The organism is Amycolatopsis sp. NPDC005232, from assembly GCF_040607795.1.
In the GTDB taxonomy this organism is placed as follows: domain Bacteria; phylum Actinomycetota; class Actinomycetes; order Mycobacteriales; family Pseudonocardiaceae; genus Amycolatopsis.
This window is the reverse complement of the sequence record NZ_JBEXHL010000007.1, coordinates 313,968-335,069: the sequence shown is the minus strand read 5'-3', so window position 1 is coordinate 335,069 and position 21,102 is coordinate 313,968. Positions and strand designations below refer to the sequence as shown.

The 21,102-nt window shown below is 72.0% G+C and carries 22 protein-coding genes; 18 read left to right on the top strand and 4 right to left on the bottom strand.

The features are described 5' to 3' along the window. The first annotated feature begins 22 nt into the window (after positions 1–22). From ABZU76_RS16750 to ABZU76_RS16685, 14 genes are all read left to right on the top strand, one after another. Positions 23–1,048 carry a bifunctional oligoribonuclease/PAP phosphatase NrnA gene (locus ABZU76_RS16750; RefSeq protein ID WP_354869989.1) on the top strand — a complete coding sequence of 342 codons (1,026 nt, stop codon included), beginning with the start codon at positions 23–25 and terminating at the stop codon, positions 1,046–1,048. Then, positions 1,041–2,180 (top strand): cytochrome P450, encoded by a 1,140-nt coding sequence (locus ABZU76_RS16745; RefSeq protein WP_354869986.1) that lies wholly within the window; start codon positions 1,041–1,043, stop codon positions 2,178–2,180. Before ABZU76_RS16750 ends, ABZU76_RS16745 begins: the two co-directional genes overlap by 8 nt. 67 nt (positions 2,181–2,247) lie before the next feature. Next, the gene (locus ABZU76_RS16740) at positions 2,248–3,561 is read left to right on the top strand and encodes an MATE family efflux transporter (protein ID WP_354870085.1); all 1,314 of its coding nucleotides are present in this window, start codon (positions 2,248–2,250) and stop codon (positions 3,559–3,561) included. Between the two features lie 21 nt (positions 3,562–3,582). Next, a complete protein-coding gene (locus ABZU76_RS16735) occupies positions 3,583–4,401 on the top strand; it encodes a PhzF family phenazine biosynthesis protein (RefSeq protein WP_354869983.1) in 819 nt (272 codons plus the stop codon). A 123-nt stretch (positions 4,402–4,524) separates the two neighbouring features. Beyond that, the gene (locus tag ABZU76_RS16730) at positions 4,525–5,847 is read left to right on the top strand and encodes an MFS transporter (protein ID WP_354870082.1); all 1,323 of its coding nucleotides are present in this window, start codon (positions 4,525–4,527) and stop codon (positions 5,845–5,847) included. Between the two features lie 46 nt (positions 5,848–5,893). Beyond that, positions 5,894–6,808, top strand: coding sequence for a tRNA pseudouridine(55) synthase TruB (gene truB / locus ABZU76_RS16725; protein ID WP_220242299.1), 915 nt, complete (start codon positions 5,894–5,896; stop codon positions 6,806–6,808). A 48-nt stretch (positions 6,809–6,856) separates the two neighbouring features. Then, the gene (locus ABZU76_RS16720) at positions 6,857–7,822 is read left to right on the top strand and encodes a bifunctional riboflavin kinase/FAD synthetase (protein WP_354870079.1); all 966 of its coding nucleotides are present in this window, start codon (positions 6,857–6,859) and stop codon (positions 7,820–7,822) included. A 150-nt stretch (positions 7,823–7,972) separates the two neighbouring features. After that, complete coding sequence (locus tag ABZU76_RS16715) at positions 7,973–8,446, top strand: helix-turn-helix transcriptional regulator (protein ID WP_354869981.1); 474 nt, start codon at positions 7,973–7,975, stop codon at positions 8,444–8,446. Positions 8,447–8,450: 4 nt separating this feature from the next. Then, positions 8,451–8,966 carry an RNA 2',3'-cyclic phosphodiesterase gene (gene thpR, locus ABZU76_RS16710; RefSeq protein ID WP_354869978.1) on the top strand — a complete coding sequence of 172 codons (516 nt, stop codon included), beginning with the start codon at positions 8,451–8,453 and terminating at the stop codon, positions 8,964–8,966. 141 nt (positions 8,967–9,107) lie between these two features. Next, entirely contained in the window at positions 9,108–9,377 is a 270-nt protein-coding gene (gene rpsO / locus ABZU76_RS16705) for a 30S ribosomal protein S15 (RefSeq protein WP_220242296.1), read from the top strand. Positions 9,378–9,615: 238 nt separating this feature from the next. Next, the gene (locus ABZU76_RS16700; protein WP_354869975.1) at positions 9,616–11,868 is read left to right on the top strand and encodes a polyribonucleotide nucleotidyltransferase; all 2,253 of its coding nucleotides are present in this window, start codon (positions 9,616–9,618) and stop codon (positions 11,866–11,868) included. A gap of 93 nt (positions 11,869–11,961) precedes the next feature. After that, positions 11,962–13,326 carry a pitrilysin family protein gene (locus ABZU76_RS16695; RefSeq protein ID WP_354870076.1) on the top strand — a complete coding sequence of 455 codons (1,365 nt, stop codon included), beginning with the start codon at positions 11,962–11,964 and terminating at the stop codon, positions 13,324–13,326. Continuing rightward, positions 13,323–14,072, top strand: a complete 750-nt coding sequence (gene dapB / locus ABZU76_RS16690; protein ID WP_354869972.1) for a 4-hydroxy-tetrahydrodipicolinate reductase — start codon at positions 13,323–13,325, stop codon at positions 14,070–14,072. Before ABZU76_RS16695 ends, dapB begins: the two co-directional genes overlap by 4 nt. After that, the gene (locus ABZU76_RS16685; protein WP_354869969.1) at positions 14,069–14,515 is read left to right on the top strand and encodes a tetratricopeptide repeat protein; all 447 of its coding nucleotides are present in this window, start codon (positions 14,069–14,071) and stop codon (positions 14,513–14,515) included. Before dapB ends, ABZU76_RS16685 begins: the two co-directional genes overlap by 4 nt. Before the next feature lie 88 nt (positions 14,516–14,603). Here the strand turns inward: ABZU76_RS16685 and ABZU76_RS16680 are convergent, their stop codons facing one another. Further along, a complete protein-coding gene (locus ABZU76_RS16680; RefSeq protein WP_354869967.1) occupies positions 14,604–15,131 on the bottom strand; it encodes a hypothetical protein in 528 nt (175 codons plus the stop codon). Positions 15,132–15,297: 166 nt separating this feature from the next. Here ABZU76_RS16680 and ABZU76_RS16675 point away from each other — a divergent pair, with 166 nt between their 5' ends. Then, positions 15,298–15,777, top strand: coding sequence for a GtrA family protein (locus tag ABZU76_RS16675; RefSeq protein WP_354869965.1), 480 nt, complete (start codon positions 15,298–15,300; stop codon positions 15,775–15,777). Here ABZU76_RS16675 and ABZU76_RS16670 read toward each other — a convergent pair. Further along, a complete protein-coding gene (locus ABZU76_RS16670; protein ID WP_354869962.1) occupies positions 15,767–16,327 on the bottom strand; it encodes a GNAT family N-acetyltransferase in 561 nt (186 codons plus the stop codon). The genes ABZU76_RS16675 and ABZU76_RS16670 overlap by 11 nt on opposite strands. Positions 16,328–16,391: 64 nt before the next feature. On the opposite strand from ABZU76_RS16670, the gene ABZU76_RS16665 reads away from it, so the two are divergent. Next, complete coding sequence (locus ABZU76_RS16665; protein ID WP_354869959.1) at positions 16,392–17,606, top strand: crosslink repair DNA glycosylase YcaQ family protein; 1,215 nt, start codon at positions 16,392–16,394, stop codon at positions 17,604–17,606. 569 nt (positions 17,607–18,175) lie between these two features. Here ABZU76_RS16665 and ABZU76_RS16660 read toward each other — a convergent pair. Together ABZU76_RS16660 and ABZU76_RS16655 are read right to left on the bottom strand one after the other, a co-directional pair. After that, on the bottom strand, positions 18,176–19,165 hold the full coding sequence (locus ABZU76_RS16660; protein WP_354869956.1) for a DUF4097 family beta strand repeat-containing protein: 990 nt from the start codon (positions 19,163–19,165) through the stop codon (positions 18,176–18,178). A 15-nt stretch (positions 19,166–19,180) separates the two neighbouring features. Beyond that, positions 19,181–19,687 (bottom strand): toxin-antitoxin system HicB family antitoxin, encoded by a 507-nt coding sequence (locus ABZU76_RS16655; RefSeq protein WP_354869953.1) that lies wholly within the window; start codon positions 19,685–19,687, stop codon positions 19,181–19,183. 130 nt (positions 19,688–19,817) lie between these two features. Between ABZU76_RS16655 and thyX the strand changes: the two genes are divergently transcribed. Together thyX and ABZU76_RS16645 are read left to right on the top strand one after the other, a co-directional pair. After that, the gene (thyX, locus tag ABZU76_RS16650) at positions 19,818–20,570 is read left to right on the top strand and encodes an FAD-dependent thymidylate synthase (protein WP_354869951.1); all 753 of its coding nucleotides are present in this window, start codon (positions 19,818–19,820) and stop codon (positions 20,568–20,570) included. After that, positions 20,570–20,968: an ACT domain-containing protein gene (locus tag ABZU76_RS16645; RefSeq protein ID WP_220242284.1), complete on the top strand. Its 399-nt coding sequence runs from the start codon at positions 20,570–20,572 to the stop codon at positions 20,966–20,968. Before thyX ends, ABZU76_RS16645 begins: the two co-directional genes overlap by 1 nt. The last annotated feature ends 134 nt before the right edge of the window (positions 20,969–21,102 follow it).

Here is a 21,102-nt window from a genome sequence, read left to right as displayed (position 1 = left end):
GCAGAGCGTAGCGTGACGCACTGTGACAGCTACTTTGGCGCAGGACATCGAAGCCGCCGCCGCCCTGCTCGCCGGGGCCACCGACGTGACGCTGCTGGGCCATGTGCGCCCGGACGCCGACGCACTCGGCAGCGCACTGGCCCTCGGCCACGTACTGCACTTGCGCGGCGCCCGCGTGCGGGTGTCCTTCGGCGAGCCCGACAACGCCCCCGAGACCCTGACCTGGCTCGACGTCGACGGGCTGCTCACCAAGCCCGACGATCTGCCCGCGTCGGAGCAGCTGCTGGTCGCTCTCGACACGCCGGTACCGGCGCGGCTGGGCCGGCTCGCCTCGCGCGTCGACGCCGTCCGCGCCGCCGGCGGCGCCGTGCTGGTGGTGGACCACCACGCCACCAACGCGTTCTACGGCACGCACCACGTGGTCGACGAGGCCACCGAGGCGACCGCGGTGCTCGTCGCGCAGATCGTCGAGGCGATGGGCGTCGAGCTGGACGAGCCGGCCGCGCGCTGCCTGTACGCGGGGATCGTCACGGACACCAGCGGTTTCCGCCGCGCCCGCCCCGAAACGCACCGGATCGCCGCGCGCCTGCTGGAGGCCGGCGTCGACCCGACGGAGGTGGCGCGGCGGATCGTGGACGACCACCCGTTCGCGTGGCTGCCGATGCTCTCGGCCGTGCTGGCCGAAGCCGAGCTGGAGCCGGAGGCCGCGCAGGGCTTCGGGTTCGTGCACGCCGTGGTGCGCTCGGCCGTGGCGGCGAGCGTGCGGCCGGAAGAGGTCGAGTCGGTGATCGACGTGGTCCGCGCGACGCGTGAAGCCGGCGTCGCGGGGGTGCTGAAGGAGTTCGCGCCCGACTCGCGGGGTTCCGTGTGGACGGTCTCGCTGCGGTCCGCGGGCAGGGTCGACGTGTCGGCGGTGGCCTCGGAGTTCGGCGGCGGCGGGCACCGGATGGCCGCGGGCTGCACGATGGAGGGCACGTCGGAGGACGTGCTGGCGCGGCTGCGGGCCGCGCTCGGCCGGGCGCCGCTGCTGGGGAACCGGAGTGCGTGAACCCGTCCGGTTCGACGACGAGTTCCTGGCCGACCCGGTGTGCGCGTACGCCCGGCTGCGCGCGGCCGGCCCCGTGCACCGAGCGGAGTCACCCGACGGCGCGCCGGTCTGGGTGGTCACGCGCTACGCCGAGGTCAGGGCCGGCCTCGGCGATCCGCGGCTGTCGCTGGACAAGGCCCACTCGTCGGGCGGCTACCGGGGCCTCGCGCTGCCGCCCGCGCTCGACAAGAACCTGCTCAACCTCGACGCGCCCGAGCACACCCGCCTGCGCCGGCTCCTGGGGCGCGCCTTCACGCCACGGCGCGTCGAGGCCCTGCGGCCCGACGTCACGCGCATCGCCGAAGAGCTCGCCGACGCGCTCCCGGCCGAGGCCGACCTGATGGCCGGCTACGCCGTGCCGCTGCCGATCACGGTGATCTGCGTGCTGCTCGGCGTCGCTCCCGCGGACGTCGCCGTCTTCCGCACGTGGACGGACGCCGTCCTGATGCCGACGGACGCCGCGGTCGCGCGGGACGCCATGCGGTCGCTGTTCGGGTTCCTCACCGAGCTGATCTCGGTGAAGCGCGCGGCGCCGGGGGAGGACCTGCTCAGCGTCGTCGCCCCGGACCTCACCGACGACGAACTGCTCAGCGGCGCGTTCCTCCTGCTGCTCGCGGGGTACGAGAACGTGGTCCACGTGCTGGGCAACGGCCTGCACGAGTTGCTCACCCGCCCGGCACCGTGGTCGACGCCGGTCGGGTCCTCGGCGTCCATTGTGGATGAAATCCTGCGCCACGCGTCCCCGGTCCAGCTCGCCATCCGCCGCTTTCCCTTGCAGGATCTCGAAATCGGTGACACCAAGATCCCCGCCGGCGACACCGTCCTGCTCGCTCTCGCCTCCGCCCACCGCGACGACACGGTGTTCGACGACCCGGACACCTTCGACGCCGACCGCCCGGACAACCCCCACCTCGCCTTCGGCCACGGCCCCCACTTCTGCCTCGGCGCACCCCTGGCCCGCCTCGAGCTGGAGATCGGCTTCGACACGCTGCTGCGCCGCTTCCCGGCGATGGCCCCGGCGGGCGACCTGGTGTGGCGCTCGTCGTTCCGCAGCCGCGGGTTGGCCACCCTGCCGGTGATCCTGCGCGCTTGACGTCCGGAATGTCGGCGGCGGTCGTTACGCTCCCCGGGTGCCTGACGAAGCCCCGCCTGCCCCGCCCGTGACCTCCGAAGATCGGATCCCCGCGCGCCGCGTGCTCGGGCTTGCCGTGCCCGCGCTGGGGGTGCTGGCGGCGGAGCCGTTGTACGTGCTGGTGGACACCGCGGTGGTCGGGCACCTGGGCGCGTTGCCGCTGGCGGGGCTGGCGCTGGGCGGGGTGGTGCTGTCGCAGATCTCCACGCAGCTGACGTTCCTCTCCTACGGCACGACCTCGCGCACCGCGCGGCTGCACGGCGCCGGGCGGCGGCGCGACGCGGTGAGCGAAGGCGTCCAGGCCACGTGGCTCGCGGTGCTGGTGGGGCTGGTGCTGCTGGTGGCGGGTCAGCTGCTGGCCGGGCCGATCGCCCGTGCGCTGTCGGGCAGTGACGAGATCGCGGCGGCGGCCGTGTCGTGGCTGCGGATCGCGCTGTTCGGGGCGCCGCTGATCCTGGTCACCATGGCCGGCAACGGCTGGATGCGCGGCGTGCAGGACGCGGCGCGCCCGCTGAGGTACGTGCTGGCGGGCAACGGCATCTCGGCCGTGCTGTGCCCGGTGCTCGTCTACGCCGCGGGGCTCGGCCTGGAGGGCTCGGCGATCGCCAACGTGGTGGCCCAAGTGGTCTCGGCGTCGCTGTTCTTCGCGGCGCTGGTGCGCGAGCGCGTGCCGCTGCGGCCGGACTTCGGCGTGATGCGCGCGCAGCTGAGCCTGGGCCGCGACCTCGTGCTGCGCAGCCTCGCGTTCCAGGCGTGTTTCGTCTCGGCGGCGGCCGTGGCGGCGCGCACGTCGACGGAGGCGGTCGGCGCGCACCAGGTCGTGCTGCAGCTGTGGACGTTCCTCTCGCTCGTGCTCGACTCCGTCGCGATCGCCGCGCAGTCGCTCGTCGGCGCGGCCCTGGGCGGGGGAGCCGCGCGGCAGGCGCGCGGGGTCGCGAACCAGATCGTCGCGTACGGGTTGGTGCTCGGCTGCGTCCTGTGTGTGCTCTTCGGCGCGTTGTGGAGCACGCTGCCGCACGCGTTCACCTCGGACCCGGGCGTGCTCGCGGAGATCCCGCACGCGTGGTGGTTCTTCGTGGCGCTGCAACCGATCGCGGGTGTGGTGTTCGCGCTCGACGGCGTGCTGCTGGGCGCCGGCGACGCCGCGTTCCTGCGCACCGCCACGCTCGTCAGTGCGGGACTGGGCTTCCTGCCGCTGATCTGGCTGTCGCTCGCGTTCGGCTGGGGGCTCACGGGCATCTGGACGGGCCTGTCGCTGTTCATGGTGTTCCGCCTGGCCGCCGTGCTGATCCGCTGGCGGTCCGGCCGCTGGGCGGTGGTCGGGGCCGTCCGCGGCGCCTGAACGCCGTGCCAAGGTGGAGTCATGCGCTTCAGCCAGGTCGACGTCTTCACCGATGAGCTCACCCTCGGCAACGCACTCGCCGTGGTGCACGACGCCGAAGGCCTCTCCGATGACGGGATGGCCGCCTTCGCACGGTGGACCAACCTCAGCGAGACCACGTTCCTGCTCCCGCCGGCGCGCGCCGAGGCCGACTACCGCGTGCGGATCTTCACCGTCGAGCGCGAGCTGCCCTTCGCCGGGCATCCCACGCTCGGTTCGGCCCGCGCGTGGCTCGAAGCCGGTGGCACGCCGAAGGGCGAAGACCTCGTGCAGGAGTGCGGCGCCGGCCTGGTTCGCGTGCGGCGCACCGGCGAGCGGCTCGCCTTCGCCGCGCCGCCGCTCACCCGTGGCGGCCCCGTCGCGCCCGAGGACCTCGCCGCCGTCCGCAAGGCCCTGCACCTGGCCGAGAGCGACGTCGTCGACGCGCGGTGGGCCGACAACGGCCCCGGCTGGCTCGCCGTGCTCCTCACCGACGCCGAGGCGGTCCTCGCGGTCGAACGCGACGTCGCGGCGCTCGGGAAGTACAAGGTCGGCGTCGTCGGACCGCACCCGGCCGGATCGCCCACGGCGTTCGAGGTCCGGGCCTTCACGGGCCTGGTCGAGGACCCGGTGACCGGTAGCCTCAACGCCGCGATCGGCCAGTGGCTCATCGGTTCGGGCCGAGCGCCGGAGTCCTACGTGGCCGCGCAGGGCACCCGGCTCGGCCGGCGCGGGCGCGTGCACGTCGAGCGCGCGGACGGCGAGGTGTGGGTGGGCGGCGACACAGTGGTGGGAGTCGCAGGTCAAGTGGCGCTGCGGTGATCGGGTGATGTGGTGTATCCCACCGAGATAACGGCTATGTTTCGAGCTTGCTGAGGCGATACAACAATCGAGGCGGCAGTGTCGTCGTCCTTCCCCGACGACCGCTACCCGCAGGAGGAAACTTTGTCGCCCGGCCGCGCCACCGTCCGGTCCTGGCTCATCTGGCTCACCGCCGTCTTCGTGTACCTGCTCGCCGTGTTCCACCGCACCTCGTTCGGGGTCGCAGGCCTGGAAGCGGCGGACCGGTTCGGCGTCGGCGCCGCGGCGCTCGGCACGTTCACCGTGCTGCAGGTCGGGGTCTACGCCGCCATGCAGATCCCCACCGGTGTGCTCGTCGACCGCTACGGCCCGCGCCGTGTGCTCACCGCCGCCGTGCTCATCCTGGGCACCGGGCAGCTGCTGCTCGGCCTCGCCGAAAGCTACGGCGTCGGCCTGCTCGCCCGCGGCGTGCTCGGCCTGGGCGACGCGCTGACGTTCGTCAGCGTGCTGCGCCTGATCGCCGCCCACTTCCCGGCGCGGCAGTACGCGTTGATCACGTCCTTCACCTCCGCCGTCGGCTACATCGGCAACCTCGCCGCCACGGTGCCGCTCACGCTGCTGCTCGCCGGTCCCGGGTGGACGGTCACGTTCGTCTCGGTCGGCGCGCTCACGCTCCTGGTCGCGGTGCCGGTGGTGTTGCGCGTGCGGGACACCCCGCTCGGCGTCCCCGAGCCCGAACGCAAGCCGGTGCACCCGGCGCTGCTCGCGCGCCAGATCCGCGCCGCGTGGCGCGTGCCCGGCACCCGGCTCGGGTTCTGGACGCACTTCAGCACGATGTTCGCGCCCAACGTGCTCACGCTGCTGTGGGGCGTCCCGTTTCTCGTGGAGGGCCAAGGAATCCCGGCCGCCACGGCGAGCGCGATGCTGACCGTGTTCGTGTTCGGCTCGCTGGCCGGCGGCCCGGTGCTGGGCACGGTCATCAGCCGTCACCCGGAGCTGCGGATGCCGATCGTCGGCGGGTACCTCGGCACCGCCGCCGTCACGTGGGCCGTGCTGCTCGGCTGGAACGGGCACCTCCCGCTCGGCGTGCTCGGGCCCGCGTTCGCGCTGCTGTCGCTCGGCGGCCCGGTGTCGATGATCGGCTTCGCGCTGGCGCGGGACTACAACCCGATCGAGCGCGTCGGCACGGCGACCGGCCTGGTGAACGTCGCCGGGTTCGTCGCGACCACGGTCACCTCGCTCGTGGTCGGCATTCTGCTGCAGTGGACGGGCGGGAACTTCCGCCTGTCCCTGCTGAGCATCGTGGTCGTGCTCGCGCTGGGCACGTGGCGGATGCTCGTGTGGTGGCGCCGCGCCAGGGCCCACGTGTTCGCCGCCGAAGCCCGCGGCGAGGACGTGCCGGTGCGGCTCACGCGCCGGCGCTGGGACGGCGAGGTGCCGGCCGAACCCGCGGCCGTCGCCGCCTGAGAGGTGCTCGCCGGTCCGAACCGGCGGTCTCGATAGGGTTCGGCCCGTGTCTCGCCCGAAAGAACCGCGCCGCCCCGCTCCGCCGCCCGGTCTGCTCATCGTCGACAAACCGGCCGGAATGACCTCACACGATGTCGTCGCCAGGGCGCGCCGGATCATGGGCACCCGCAAGGTCGGCCACGCCGGCACGCTCGACCCGATGGCCACCGGCGTGCTCGTGCTCGGCATCGAGCGCGCCACCAAGCTGCTGGGCCACCTGGCGCTCGATCGCAAGACCTACCTCGCGACGCTGTCGCTGGGCAGCTCCACCACCACCGACGACGCCGAGGGCGAGGTGCTCACCGAGGGCGACCCGGCGGTGCTCGCGAAGATCACCGACGAGCAGCTCGCGGCCGGCGTCGCCGAGCTCACCGGCGACATCCAGCAGGTGCCCAGCGCCGTCAGCGCCGTGAAGATCGACGGCAAGCGGGCCTACGCGCGGGTGCGCGCGGGGGAGGACGTGGTGCTCCCGCCGCGGCCCGTCACCGTCTACCGCTTCGACGTGCTGGCCACGCGCCGCGAGGACGACCGGATCGAGCTCGACGCCGTGGTCGAGTGCTCGTCGGGCACCTACGTGCGCGCGCTGGCCCGCGATCTTGGCGCCGGGCTCGGCGTCGGCGGGCACCTGCTCGCGTTGCGGCGCACCACGGTCGGGCCCTTCACCCTCGCCCGCGCGCGCACGCTCGACCAGCTCGAGGAGACGCCCGAGCTGTCGCTGGACCTCGACGCCGCCGTCGCCGCGGCCTTCCCGCGCCGCGACGTCGACGCAACCGAAGCGCAGGCCGTGCGCCACGGCCGGGCCATCCCGGCGGCCGGCATCGACGGGACCTACGGCCTCTTCGCACCCGACGGCCGCGTGCTCGCCCTGGCCGCCGACACGGAGGGTGTGGCCCGGTCGGTGGTGGTCCTGCTGCCCGCATAGGGTGGGTCGCGGTTGGGCGAGAGACCGGCGCGGGGAGAGTTGACGACAGTGCAGCGGTGGCGTGGCCTCGGGGACCTCCCGAGCGGCTGGGGACGGTGCGTGGTCACCATCGGCGTGTTCGACGGCGTGCACCGCGGGCACCAGGTGCTCATCTCGCGCACGGTGCGGGCGGCGGCCGAACGCGGCGTGCCGAGCGTGGTGCTCACGTTCGACCCGCACCCGTCGGAGGTCCTGCGCCCGGGCAGCCACCCGGCGCAGCTGACCACCTTGCGGCGCAAGGCCGAGCTCGTGGAGGAACTGGGCGTCGACGTGTTCGCCGTGCTGCCCTTCACTCTCGAGCTCTCGCGCCTGTCGCCGCACGAGTTCGTGCACGAGGTGCTGGTGGACCGGCTGCACGCCGCCGCCGTGCTGGTGGGTGACAACTTCACCTTCGGCGCCAAGGCCGCGGGCGACGTGACGCTGCTGCGCAAGCTCGGCAGCCGCTTCGGCTTCGTGGCCTACGGCGCGGAGCTGCAGGGCCGTTCGCTCGCCGACGACCGCATCGCCAACGACATCACCTTCTCCTCCACCTACGTGCGCTCGTGCATCGACGCCGGCGACGTGGTCGCCGCGGCCGACGCGCTCGGGCGCCCGCACCGGCTCGAGGGCATCGTCGTGCGCGGCGACGGCCGAGGCCACGACCTCGGCTACCCGACCGCGAACCTGTCGACGCCGCGGTTCGCCGCGGTGCCCGCCGACGGCGTCTACACGGCGTGGTTCACTCGCCCGTCGGACCCGGGCCGGCGGCTGCGCGCCGCGGTGTCGGTGGGCACGAATCCGACGTTCTCGGGCCGCGAGCGCACGGTCGAGGCGTTCGTGCTCGACGTCGACGAGGACTTCTACGGCCAGCACGTGGCCCTGGACTTCGTCACGCGGCTGCGCGACCAGGAGCGGTTCAGCCGGTCCGAGGAGCTCGTGGTGCGGATCGACGACGACGTGGCGCGCACCCGCGAGGCGCTGGGCGCCGAAGACTGAGGGCGTTCCCCCGGACGGGGTCCGGCAGGGGGCGGAATGGGCGGTTCCGGCCGCCCGGGTACGGGTCCGGTGGCAAGATGCTCACGGGCGGGTGAAACGGTCCGGACATGCCGGTCCGGCCGGACGAGGGGACCAAGGGGAGCGGAACTGGTGGAGGACCACAAGATCGTCCAGCGGAACGTCGCGCTGCAGCGGGAGTGGTACGGCGAACCACTGGGTGATCGGGTGCGCAGACTGGTCGTCGCTTTCGACATCTCGCAGGCGTTCCTCGCGGAGGTCCTCGGCATCAGCGCCCCCATGCTCAGCCAGGTGATGAGCGGCCGGCGCGCCAAGATCGGCAACCCCGTGGTGCTGGCCCGCATGATCATGCTGGAGCGCAAGATCCTCGTGCCCGAGGTCGCGGCGGGCAACCGCGACGCGATGCAGGCGGCGCTGGAGGACGTGCGCGACTCGCGGCCCACAGTCGGGCGCGACAACATCCCGGTGGGTTCCGACGAGCGGCTCGTGCTCGCCGCGCTGCGCGAGGTCGCCGAGGAGGAGGACCTCGTCGAGGCCGCGAAGCGCCTCGACGACGACTTCCCGATCCTCGCCGAGCTCCTGCGCCGCGCCGGGGCCAGCCACTAGCCCCGTGCGACTGTTCACCGCGCTGCGCCCGCCGGCCGACGTCGTGGCCGCCGTGGCGCTGTCTCTGGGCGAGTCCCTCGGCGAACCCGGCCCCGGCCTGCGCTGGTCGGCGCCGGAGGACTGGCACGTCACGCTCGCGTACTACGGCGAAGCCGACCCGGACGAACGGACGGCCGAACTCGTCCCCGCACTGGCCGGCCGCCCGGCCGTCGACGTCCGGCTGACCGGCCCGGGAACATTTCCCGGCGTGCTGTGGTTGGGCGTCGCGGGGGATGGGCTGGCGCGGCTCGCGGAAGCGGCCGGCGCGGACCAGGAGGAGCGTCCCTACCAGGCGCACCTCACGCTGGCGCGGTACCCGCGTGAACGCCGGGGCGCGGCCGAACCATGGACGCGGCGGCTCGCCGGGTTCTCCAGTCGTAAGTGGACCGCCGGCGAGGTGGTGCTCATGGCCAGTGCCGGCACGGTCGGCCCGCGCTACCGGGAGCTGCGGACGTTCCCGCTGGGCGCCGCCGGAACGTGAACCGCGACTGAAGGCACTGATCACACGGCTGGTAACCTTGACAATCGGGTCCGGCTGCAGTCCGTGGCGGCCGAGACCGACTACCCGGCCGCGCAGCGCGGTACGGGCCCCACGGCACCGATTTCACGAGGAGCAACACCAGTGGCGCTGTCCACCGATGAGAAGAAGTCGATCCTGACCGAGTACGGCGTGCACGACTCGGACACCGGATCCCCCGAGGCCCAGGTCGCGCTGCTGACCAAGCGCATCGTCGGCCTCACCGAGCACCTCAAGGCTCACAAGCACGACCACCACTCGCGTCGCGGGCTCCTGCTGCTGGTCGGCCGTCGCCGCCGGCTGCTGAACTACGTGATGAAGGTGGACATCGAGCGCTACCGGTCGCTGATCCAGCGGCTCGGCCTGCGCCGATAGCGTGACCCGAGGGGGAGTGACCGGTCCGGTCGCTCCCCCTCGGTGCCAGAACAGAAGAAAAGAAGCGGCGCGAGCGCGCTGGAGGATCCGTCCGCCGGTCCTCGGTAGTGGTTTCCGGGTGAGAAGACCCGGGGACTTCGATCGAAGACCGGCCTCATTCCTCGAGCGTCCGCGGGCGAACCGGGTCCCAGGGTGGGAGACTCGCGCCGGACGTAGCACAAAAGAGGAGATACACCCTATGACCGACTCCACCGGAGTCACCGTGCACGAGACCGAAGCCGTGATCGACAACGGCCGGTTCGGCACCCGCACCGTGCGTTTCGAGACGGGCCGCCTGGCCAAGCAGGCCGCCGGCTCCGTCGTCGCGTACCTCGACGAAGAGACCATGCTGCTCTCGGCCACCACGGCGTCGAAGCACCCGAAGGACCACTTCGACTTCTTCCCCCTGACGGTGGACGTCGAGGAGCGCATGTACGCGGCCGGCCGCATCCCCGGCGCGTTCTTCCGCCGCGAGGGCCGTCCCTCGACCGACGCGATCCTGACCTGCCGCCTGATCGACCGGCCGCTGCGCCCGTCGTTCACCGACGGTCTCCGCAACGAGATCCAGGTCGTCATCACCGTCCAGAGCCTCAACCCGGACGACCCGTACGACGTGCTGGCCATCAACGCCGCCTCGGCGTCGACCCAGATCGCCGGCCTGCCGTTCTCGGGCCCGGTCGGCGGCGTCCGCGTCGCCCTGATCGAGGACCAGTGGGTCGCGTTCCCGACCTGGTCGCAGCTCGCGAAGGCGACCTTCAACATGGTCGTCGCCGGTCGCATCGTCGGTGACGACGTCGCGATCATGATGGTCGAGGCCGAGGGCACCGAGAACACGCTCGACCTGATCGCCGACGGCGGCAAGGCGCCGGACGAGGTCTCGGTCGCCGAGGGCCTCGAGGCCGCGAAGCCGTTCATCAAGGTGCTGTGCGAGGCCCAGCAGAAGCTGGCCGACGTCGCCGCCAAGCCGACCGGCGAGTTCCCGGTCTTCCTGGCCTACGAGCAGGACGCCTTCGACGCCGTCGCCGCGATCGCGACCGACGACCTCGCGAACGCGCTCCAGATCGCCGGCAAGCAGGACCGCGACGCCGCGACCGACCAGGTCAAGGCCGCGGTGCTGGAGAAGGTCGGCATCGGCGAGGGCGAAGCCTTCGAGGGCCGCGAGAAGGAGATCGGCGCCGCGTTCAAGGCACTGTCCAAGAAGGTCATGCGCAAGCGCGTCCTCACGGACAAGATCCGCATGGACGGCCGTGGCCTCACCGACATCCGGTCGCTCGCGGCCGAGGTCGCCGTCATTCCTCGGGCGCACGGTTCGGCGCTTTTTGAGCGTGGAGAAACGCAGATCCTGGGCGTCACCACGCTGAACATGCTTCGCCTGGAGCAGCAGATCGACTCGCTGTCCCCGGAGACGCACAAGCGCTACATGCACCACTACAACTTCCCGCCGTTCTCCACCGGTGAGACCGGCCGCGTCGGTTCGCCGAAGCGGCGCGAGATCGGCCACGGCATGCTCGCCGAGCGCGCCCTCGTGCCGGTGCTGCCGAAGCGGGACGAGTTCCCCTACGCGATCCGCCAGGTCTCCGAGGCCCTGGGCTCCAACGGCTCGACCTCGATGGGCTCGGTCTGCGCGTCCACCATGGGTCTGTACAACGCCGGCGTGCCGCTGAAGGCGCCGGTCGCGGGCATCGCGATGGGCCTGATCTCGGACGAGGTCGACGGCGAGACGCGCTACGTCGCGCTGACCGACATCCTCGGTGCCGAGGACGCCATGGGCGACATGGACTTCAAGGTCGCCGGCACCAAGGACATCATCACCGCGCTGCAGCTCGACACGAAGCTCGACGGCATCCCGTCGGAGGTCCTCGCGGCCGCGCTGAAGCAGGCGAAGGACGCCCGTCTCACCATCCTGGAGGTCATCGCCGAGGCGATCGACGGCCCGGACGAGATGAGCCCGTTCGCTCCGCGCGTCACCTCCGTGAAGATCCCGGTGGACAAGATCGGCGAGGTCATCGGCCCGAAGGGCAAGATGATCAACTCGATCACCGAGCAGACCGGTGCCGACATCTCCATCGAGGACGACGGCACGATCTACGTGGGCGCGGCCGATGGCCCGTCGGCCGAGTCGGCGATCGACATGATCAACGCCATCGCCAACCCGCAGCTGCCGAAGGTCGGCGAGCGCTTCCTGGGCACCGTGGTGAAGACGGCCGCATTCGGCGCGTTCGTCTCGCTGCTGCCGGGCAAGGACGGGCTCGTCCACATCTCGAAGCTGGGCAACGGCAAGCGGATCGCCAAGGTCGAGGACGTGGTCAACGTGGGCGACAAGCTCCGCGTCGAGATCGCCGACATCGACAACCGCGGCAAGATCAGCCTGATCGTGGTCAAGGAAGACGACGCCGACGCCAAGCCGGCCGAGGGCGGCGACAAGGCCGACGCCGAGAAGGCCGAAGCCTGAGATAGCTTCGTCTTCTGAACAAGCAACTGTCGTTGAAGGCCTCCTCGCTGATTGCGGCGAGGAGGCCTTCGCGGCATCGTGAGTAAGGAACCCATGGCACGGCAGGTTTCCGGGCACGAGCAGCCCGTCGGCAGTACCCGCACGCTCGAGTCCACTCCGGACGGTGCGATCGTCAGGCGGAGCGTGCTCGCCGGCGGCCTGCGGGTGATCACCGAGTACGTCCCGGCGTCGCGCTCGGCCACGGTGGGGTTGTGGGTCGGCGTCGGTTCGCGCGACGAACCGCTCGCCGTCGCGGGGGCCGCGCACTATCTGGAACACCTGCTGTTCAAGGGAACGGCCAACCGGGACGCCACGCAGATCGCCGAGGAGATCGACGCCGTCGGCGGTGAGTTCAACGCGTTCACGGCCAAGGAACACACCTGCTACTACGCGCAGGTGCTCGACGCCGACCTGCCGCTGGCCATGGACCTCGTGACCGACGTGGTGTTCGAGGCGCTGTGCACCGACCGCGACATGGACACCGAGCGCAGCGTGGTGCTCGAAGAGATCGCGATGCGCGACGACGACCCCGAGGACCTGCTGCACGAGACGTTCGTGGGCGCGATCCTCGGCGAGCACCCGCTCGGCCGGCCGGTGCTGGGCACCGAGAAGTCCATCACGGAGATGTCGCCCATGGCGTTGCGCGGCTTCTACAAGCGCCGCTACACGATGCCGCGGATGGTGCTCGCGGTCGCCGGGAACATCGAGCACAACCAGGTGCTTCGCCTGGTGCGCAAGGCTTTGGGTGATCGGCTCAACGGCGCGGGCGTCCCGGTGCCGCCGCGGGCGGGCCGCGCGCGCATCCAGACCGTGCCGAAGCTGGCGCTGCACACCGACGACACCGAGCAGGCCCATGTGATGCTCGGGATGCGCTCGCTGCCGCGCCACGACGAGCGACGCTTCGCGCTGTCGGTGCTCAACGCGGCGCTGGGCGGCGGCATGAGCTCGCGGCTGTTCCAGGAGATCCGGGAGCGGCGCGGGCTCGCCTACCAGGTGTACTCGTCGGTGGCGAGCTATGCCGACACCGGGCACATGGCCGTGTACGCGGGCTGCCAGCCGGAGCGGCTCGGGCAGGTCGCGGGCGTGATCCGCGAGGTGCTCGACGGCGTCGCCGCCGACGGGCTGACCGAAGCCGAGGTGGCGCGAGCCAAGGGGCAGCTGCGCGGCGGATTGGTGCTGGGCCTGGAGGACACGTCGTCGCGCATGTCGCGCATCGGCAAGAACGAGCTGAACTACGGCCGTTACCTGGGTGTCGACGACACCGTGGCCCGGGTGGACGCGGTGACGACCGAAGAGGTGTGTGCGCTGGCTCGCACTCTGCTGCGCCGCCCCGGTGGGGTGTCGTCGGCGGCGGTCGTGGGGCCGTACGCTCACGCCGACGACCTGCCGGACGATCTGCACGAGGTGATCGCGTCATGACCGACTCCCCGATCCGCGTCGGCGTGCTGGGCGCGCGCGGCCGCATGGGTGCGACGGTGGTGAACGCCGTCGAAGGCGCCGCCGACCTGAAGCTGGTGGCCGCGCTCGACGCGGGAGACGACTTCGCGCCGCTGGGCGAGGCCCAGGTGGTGGTGGACTTCACCCACCCCGACACCGTGATGGACAACCTGCGGTACTTGATCGAGCACGACCTGCACGCCGTGGTCGGCACGACCGGGTTCAGCGAGGAGCGGCTGGCGGAGGTGCGTTCGCTGCTGGCCGGGAAGCCTTCGCTGGGCGTACTGGTCGCGCCGAACTTCGCGCTGGGCGCGGTGCTGGCGATGCGTTTCGCGGCTCAGGCGGCGCGGTTCTACGCGTCGGCCGAGATCATCGAGCTGCACCACAACCGCAAGGCCGACGCACCGTCGGGCACCGCTTCGCACACCGCGCGCATGATCGGCGAGGCACGCCGGGCCGCCGGCCTGGAACCGGGTCCGGACGCCACGACGTCCGAACTGGACGGTGCCCGAGGGGCGCGGGTTTCGGAGGTTCCGGTGCACTCCGTGCGCCTGCCGGGATTGGTGGCGCACGAGGAGATCCTGTTCGGCGGCGAGGGGGAGACCCTGACCATCCGGCACGACTCGCTGGACCGCACGTCGTTCATGCCCGGGGTGCTGCTGGGTGTGCGTTCGGTGGTGTCGCGCCCCGGCCTCACGGTCGGCCTGGAGAACGTGCTCGACCTGTGAGGGCCCGCAACGTCGCGCTGCTGCTGACCGCCGCGCTGGTCGTGTACCTGGTCCTGCTGGCGGACCGGGCCGTGGCGCTGTTCGCCACCGGTTCGCCCGCGGGCATCGCGCTCGGCGTGGGCGTGTTCGTGCTGCCGCTGCTAGGCGTGTGGATCGTGGTGGCCACCTGGCGTTCCGGCCTGCAGATCCAGCGCCTCTCCCGTCGTCTCGACGCGGAGGGCGCGCTGCCCGACGTGTCCGACCTCCCGCGCCGCCCGTCCGGCCGCGTCGACCGCACCGCCGCCGACTCCTGGTTCGACGCCCGCCGCGAGGAAGTCCAGGCCAACTCCGAGGACTGGCGCGCGTGGTACCGCCTCGCCTACGCCTATGACATCGCGGGCGACCGCCGCCGCGCCCGGGCGACGATGCGCAAGGCAGTGGAGCTGGAAGCCGCCGACCGCTGAAAAGCAGGGGTCGCCGCGGACTAGCGGTTGCCGTTCTGCGGCGTCCGTGCGGGTCGACGATGCAGCGATGACCCGGCCGCCGAGTGGCTCAGTGCATCCAGCCCGCGAGCAGCGCCGGCGACGCCGCCAGCAGGCTGAAGCGCACCCAGCGGCCCGCGAGCCCCGTGGCCAGGAACGTGACCAGCCGCATCCGCACCATGCCGGCGAGCACGCTCGTCGCCATGAAGGGCGGGAGGCCGATGAGCGAGCTGACGCCGTAGGTGCCCGCCATCCAGTGCGGGTGGCGCTGGCAGCGTTCGCGCAGGGCTTCGATCTTGGCGCGCAGCACCTTGGTGCGCCGGTGCCAGCGGTCGTGGCGGGCGCTGGGCAGGCGTTCGCGGTGGAGGCGATTGTGGAGGCGGTCGTGCAAAAACGGCGGGAGGCGGATGGAGCCGCGCGCGGCAAGGTAGTACAGCAGCTTGCCGGCGATCTGGCCGACGGCGACGGCCGCGCCGAGCCACAGCCAATGCACGTCGTGCTGGCTCGCGCAGAGGCCGACCACGAACAGCTCCGCGTTCACGACCGGCACGATCGCCGAGCCGAACGCGACGCCGAGCGTCACGAGCAACCAGCCCATCGTGCCTCCCCCCTGAAGTGAACCGCCCGAAGTGATCCTCGTCATTCGAGGCTAGCAGTCGTCACGAAAAGGTCACGGGGGCTAACCCCCTATTCCGGCGGGTGCTGACCCCAGAAGATCACCTGGACGTTCGGTTCAGGACACCTCCACCTGCCACCATTCGGGCGTGACCGACGTGCCCTTCGCCGATCGCTTCGCCGGGTTCTGCGCGGCCGTCGTCCGAGTCCTGCCCTTCGGGCTTTCGCGTCTCGTCGCGCCGAGCTTCCTCGGGTTCGTGATCATCAACGGGTTCACGTTCGGCGTCGACCTCGGGCTGCTGACGGTGTTCCACAGCAGCCTCGGCTGGCCGGTGTGGCTGGCGATCAGCGCGTCCTACGTGCTCGCGTTCGCGCTCAGCTTCGTGCTCAACCGGGCACTGAACTTCCGCTCGCACGCGCCCGTCGGGCGGCAGGCGGTGCTGTACGTGGTGGCGATCGGGGTGAACTACGCGGCATTCCTGTTGGGCGTCGGCGCCGGGCTCGCCGCGCTGGGCATGGAGTACCACCTGTCGCGGCTGATCGCGGGGGCGTGCGAGGGCGTGTTCATGTACTCGGTGCTGCGCTGGGTCGTCTTCGCGAAGCGCGAAGAGCCCGCCGTCAGTGCGTGAGCTCAAGCTCCAACGTGCCGGTGAGGCGCACTTCGCGCAGCGTGCCGCGGCCCGTGTCGAGGGTGCGGACGGTCCCGTCGGGCGCCCAGCCCGCGCGCCGGTAGAACCCGAGCGTCGGGTGGTCCGACTGCGCGACCCACGTGACGCCGCGGTCGAGCCCGTCTGAGCGCAGGTCGGCGGCGGCCGTGCCGAGCAGCCGGCCGGCGTGCCCACGGCGACCCCAGCGCGGCTCGACGACGAGCGTCGCGATCAGCGCGGTGGTGGCGGCGTCGGGCGGGGCGGTGCCGTCGGCGGTGGCGATCTCGTCGGCGGGCGCGGGGCCGGCCACGCAGTAGCCGACGGTGAACTCGCCTTCCACCGCGAGGTAGACCCGCGTGCCGGGGAACTCGATGGTCTCGGCCCACGTGCCTTCGAGGTCGGCGGCGTCGAGCGCGTCGATGGCCTCGGCGCCCAGCAGGTCGGTGTAGGCCGCCCGCCAGGTGAGGCGCTGGATGCGGGCGATCTCCGCGGCGTCGGACAGGCTCGCGGGACGGACTTCGGCGGCACTCACGCGGGGGAATCTACCGCCCGCCGTCGCGGAAACTGTCGGGGGCGGCTGGCACGATGGCGAGACCATGCAGACGATCAGCCTTCAAGCGGCCCGCCGCACGGCGCTGGCCGCCCAGGGGTTCGCCGACGCGCGCCCCGCCGCGCCGCCCACCCGCCGGCACCTGGCCAAGGTGCTTTCGCGTGTCCAGCTGCTGCAGCTGGACTCAGTCAACGTCGCCGTCCGCGCGCACTACATGCCCGTGTTCTCGCGCCTGGGCGCCTACGACCAGGCCCTCGTCGACGACGCCGCCTGGACCGGCACCGCGCGCAAACCGCGGATGCTAGTCGAGTCGTGGGCCCACGAAGCGAGCCTGCTGCCCGTCGAAGACTGGCCGCTCCTGCGCTCCGGCGCCAAACGCGACGGCTGGTGGCGCAACTACACCCGGGTCGTCGAAACCGTGCCGGGCCTGATCGACAACGTGCTCGCCATCGTCAAGGAACACGGCCCCATCGGTGCGGGCGCGATCGAGAAGGCGCTCGAAGCGGAGGTCGCCGGCCGTGGGCCCGGTGCGTGGTGGGAACGCTCGGTGGTGAAGAAAGCGTGCGAGTACCTGTTCGGCCTCGGCCGCCTGTCCACGGGCACGCGCCGGTCGTTCGAACGGCTCTACGACCTGACCGAACGCGTGGTGCCGCCGGAGATCCTGTCCCGGCAGGTGTCAGCCGAGGAGGGTGCCCGTGGCTTGATCGACCGCTCCGCGCGTGCTCTCGGCGTGGCCACGGAGACCGACCTGCGCGACTACTACCGGCTCGGCCCGGACGTCGCGCGCCAGGCCGTCGCCGAGCTGGTCGAAGCGGGCACCCTGGAACCCGTCCAGGTCCGCGACTGGCGCGGCATCGCCTACCGGCACACGGCCGCCCGCACCCCGCGCGCGGTGACCGGGCGGGCCCTGCTGTGCCCGTTCGACCCGCTCATCTGGGAGCGCGCCCGCACCGAGCGGCTCTTCGGCTTCCGCTACCGCATCGAGATCTACGTGCCGGAACCCAAGCGGCTCTACGGCTACTACGTCTTCCCGTTCCTGCTCGACGGTTCGCTGGCCGCCCGCGTGGACCTCAAGTCCGACCGCGCCGCCGGCGTGCTGCGCGTGCAGGGCTCCTTCGCAGAGGAGGGCGCCGACGTGCCGCGGGTCGCCGACGAGCTGGCGGGGGAGCTGGCGCACATGGCGCAGTGGCTCGGGCTGGACGGCGTGGCGGTGGGCCCGCGCGGTGACCTGGCAGGGCCGTTGTCGCGCGCGGTGCGTTGAGCGACGCTTGAACGCGTTGCGGCGCAGGGACTTCGCGCCGGAACAGGTGGGCGGGCGAGAAGCGGTGGGCCGGAGCGGATATCTGGTGCCGACGCTGCTCACGTGGCGGCACGGCCGGTTCCGGCGACCTGGCGACTTGGCGGTGCGGTTGTCACGCGCGTTGCGGGGAGTCAGATTTGAACGCCTTGCCGGGCAGGTGCTTCGCGCCGGAGCCTGCGTGTCGCACGAAGCCTCACGCCGGACCGGAGCTGTGCATCTTGGCGGAAGAACCAGTTTCAGCGGCATGGCGGTGCTGTCGGCGCGGGCGGTGCGGGCGGTGCGCTGAGCTGGCCTGAATGCGTTGCCGGGCAAGGATCTTGCGCGGAGTTGCCGGCCGGAGCGGATTCCTGCCGCAGGAGAGCTGGGCACCTGGCGGGAAAGTCGATGTTCGGCGGCGGAGTTCCTGGTGCGCCGAAAGCGCGTGCGCCGAGCCTGAATTCCGTGCCGCACAAGCGTTACGCGCCGGACAGGCGGTGGATACGAAGCGGCGGGCCGGACCGGATGCCTCGGTCCAGCCCGCCGCCTCCCCCTTAGCCGGCCGCGCGGGTCACCACCGCGTTGCCGGTGCCGGTGCGGGCGCGGACGCGCAGGGTGGTGCCCGCTTCGGGCGGCACGTCGGACACGTCCAGCTCGCTGTGGACGCGGCCCGCGGACGAGGCGAGCTCGACTTCGGCCGCGACGCCGCGGCGGATGCCCACGCGGACTTCGCCGGAGCCGGTGATCAGGTCGACCGAGCCGGAGGCCGCTTCGGCGACGGAGAGGTCGCCGCTGCCGGTGCGGGCCATGACTTCGCCCGCGACGGACCCGAGCCAGACGCTGCCGGTGCCCGTGGCGAGCGTCGCGGAGCCCGAGACGGACGCCGCCTCCACCGAGCCGCTGCCGGTGCGCAGCTGGAGGCCGGCGGGCGTCGGGCCGAGCTTCACGCGGCCCGTGCCGGTGCGCACGGTGGCGGCGCCCTCGGCTTGTTCCAGGGTGACCTCGCCGGAGCCGGTGAGGATGTCGGCGCGCCCGGCGGTGCCGGTGACCGTGACGTCGGCGGCGCCGGCGCGGACCTCCACGTGGGAGCCCTTCGGCGCGTGCACGGTGACGGCCACCGGCACGTTCCGCAGCTGCCACTCCTTCGCCGCCCGCACCACGAGCCGGTTGCCGGTCTTCTCGATGCGCGCCTGGCGCACCGCGTCGGCCGGCGACGCGTCCGCGGTCACGCCCAGCTGGTCGCCGAAGCGCTCGCCGACCCACGACAGCAGGTTGTTCACACCACTGACCCACGGTGGCTGCTCGCCGACGTCGTGCCGTAGCTCGACCCGCGCGCCGGACTCGCGGTCCAGCACCAGCTCCACGCGGCCGATCGTCACGCCGACGTCGAGCTCCAGCGGGCCGTCGGCCTCGAACTCCTGTGAACGCGCCAGCGGATCGTCCGAAGTGGACGAACCAAAGTCGGCCGCGGCGACAGCCTCCTCCGCTGCACCAGCGACGGCTTCCTCGGCGGCTTCGTCTCGATTGGAATTTTCTTCACTCATCGTCGCTTCCGCCTTCTAGCTCTGGACCCAGCCGTGCAGCTTGGTCTCCGAGCGGCCGCCCTGGTGGTGCCGCTGCTGGTGGTGCTGCGCCTGGCCGAGCGCCCCCTGCACGGCCTGGGCGACGAACGTGTTGAGCGAGACCCCCTGCGCGGCCGCCGCCTGCTCGGCCTGGCTCTTGATCTGTTCCACGAGCCGCAGCGTGATGCGCGAGATGTCTCCGCCGTCGATGGGCGGGGGCGGCGTGCGCGCCTGGTCCGTCCGGGCCGGTTCGCCGGGCTCGGGTGCGCCGGTCATGACCACGCGCACGTCGCGGCCGTCGAGCCGGACGTCCACGACCTGGCCCGGCAGGGCGGCGGTCACCTCGGCGGCGAGGTCGGCCAGCGCGTTCATCAACGTGAGCCGGGCCGAGGGTTCGAGTGCGGACGAAAGGAGAGCGGCCGTTCGCCGGGTCTGCTCGTCCCCGGCGGAGGCCGTGTTCGCGAGGTCTTCGCGAAGGTTCGCGATGTACGGCGTCAGGTCCATGACACCACTATGACGTCACCAGTGACGTCAGTCAAGGAAGTCGTGACATCAAGTGGTGTCACGCCGGTGTCGAACACGCAAGCGGTTAGAGTGCGGGCCGGGAGCCGCAAGCCGGAGAAGGAGTGCTGACGTGGTCGAGACCGTGTCGCCCAGAGTGCAACTGGTCGCGAAAACGGAGTTCTTCCCGCCGGAGGACGTGCCGTGGACGACGGACGCCGACGGGGGACAGGCCCTGGCCGAGTTCGCCGGGCGCGCCTGCTACCAGTCGTGGAAGAAGCCGAACCCGAAGACGGCCACCAACGCCGGGTACATCGACCACATCATCGAGGTCGGCCACCTTTCCGTGCTGGAGCACGGATCCGTGAGCTTCTACATCACGGGCGTCTCGCGCTCGCTCACCCACGAGCTCATCCGCCACCGCCACTTCTCCTACTCGCAGCTCTCGCAGCGCTACGTTCCCGAGCGTGACGCGGCCTTCGTCGAGCCCGACGTGATCGCGAACGACCCCGAGCTGCACGAGAAGTTCCTCAAGGCCGCGCAGGCGAGCGCCGACGCCTACACCGAGCTGCTCGCCGGGCTCGAGGAGAAGTTCGCCGACGCGCCGAGCGCCACGCTGCGCCGCAAGCAGGCCCGCCAGGCCGCTCGCTCCGTGCTCCCGAACGCCACTGAGACGCGCATCGTCGTCACCGGCAACTACCGCGCCTGGCGCCACTTCGTCGCCATGCGCGCCACCGAGCACGCCGACGTCGAGATCCGCGCGCTGGCCATCGAGTGCCTGCGGGAGCTGCAGAAGGCCGCGGGCAACGTGTTCGCCGACTTCACCATCTCCACCCTGCCCGACGGCACCGAGGTCGCCTCGTCCCCGAAGGTGCTCGAAGGCTGATGAAACGACTCGCGATCGACGTCCGCCCGGGCGACTACTCGGTGGTGCGCCTGCCCGCCGACGCACCGGTGCCCGCAGACCTGCTCGACCCGGCCGAGCCCGCGCTCGTGTCCGTGACCCGCACGCCGGAGGAGCTTTCGGTGATCTGCCCGACGGGCCGCGAGCCCTCGGGCGGCGTCGTCGAGCACGGCTGGCGCCTGATGAGCGTGCGCGGTCCGCTGGAGTTCACGCTCACCGGCGTGATCTCGGCGCTGGCCTCGGAACTCGCCGCCGCCGGCGTCGCGCTGTTCTCACTGTCCACTTTCGACACCGACCACATCCTCGTGCGCGCCGCGGAGCTCGACCGCGCGGTGAAGGCGTTCCGCGACGCCGGCCACGAGGTCGGCCTGCCCGCCTGAGCAGACTCACGACGACGGCCCTCCGCCCGCAAGGCGGAGGGCCGTCGTTGTCCGATACGGCCAACCGGCTGGTGGCCGAGCACACCCTTGCCCTGGAAAGTTCGGCATGCCTAAACTTCGAGTTGGGACACCCG